1 protein-coding gene is annotated in these 706 nt (G+C 52.7%); it reads right to left on the bottom strand.

Annotated elements, in window-relative coordinates:
• Positions 1-170: 170 nt before the first annotated feature.
• The coding region (locus ACOCD2_RS24040; RefSeq protein ID WP_419617273.1) for a DUF1566 domain-containing protein at positions 171-706 on the bottom strand (536 nt) is incomplete at its 5' end.

Here is a 706-nt window from a genome sequence, read left to right as displayed (position 1 = left end):
CAAGGCAAAAGTCACCACGAGAAATTCCTACGGCTTTCGCACCTATCGGGGCGCAGAAATCGCGTTATATCATGCGCTTGGGAATCTGCCTACTCCGCCAATGACCCACAGATTTTACTGAGGAGGCTAAATTTTCAAGTGCGGAAAGTATAAAATCCAAAAATGTCAAATCACTGTCCGGAACGCACTAGCCGCACATGCCGAGAGTCGTAGCGGTAGGCCCTGTAGTTGCCGCCATCGCCGAAATCGACAAGCCAAGCGTTGCCCGAACCGTGGGCATACGGCGACGAAGACCAGAAATGAAAGGAATACGAGTGTGGTATTCCAGGAAACACCGTAGCGTTAATGGCAGGGCCGGAACAGCGACGTTCCAAAATAGAGGATAACTCATTCTTGTTGGGCAGTCGCCAATCAGAATAGCCTGCATAAGTAGTGGCGTCGGCAGCTTGTAGTGCACCCTCCCAAGTATAGGTATGAGAAATTCCTGTCGCACAGTCTACGCCACTCTGCCCCAGGGGGCATTTCATCCACATCAGCCCTGTGCTTTGGTGAGTGACGGTACCATCGCCGTGATCGGTAAAATCAGCAGTTGGCGTGGTTGAGGGGATTTCGCTCTCGCTACGACAAGCGGCCATACCTGGGGCAGTGATCATGAGTAACAGGAGCAACAACAGGCTCCGGGGGGTTGCCTTCAGCAATTTCGGCA

This window comes from Thiolapillus sp. (assembly GCF_048562965.1).
Taxonomy (GTDB): Bacteria; Pseudomonadota; Gammaproteobacteria; order Chromatiales; family Chromatiaceae; genus Thiolapillus; species Thiolapillus brandeum_A.
Note: the sequence above shows the minus strand (reverse complement) of the source record. Positions and strands in the feature narration are given on the sequence as shown.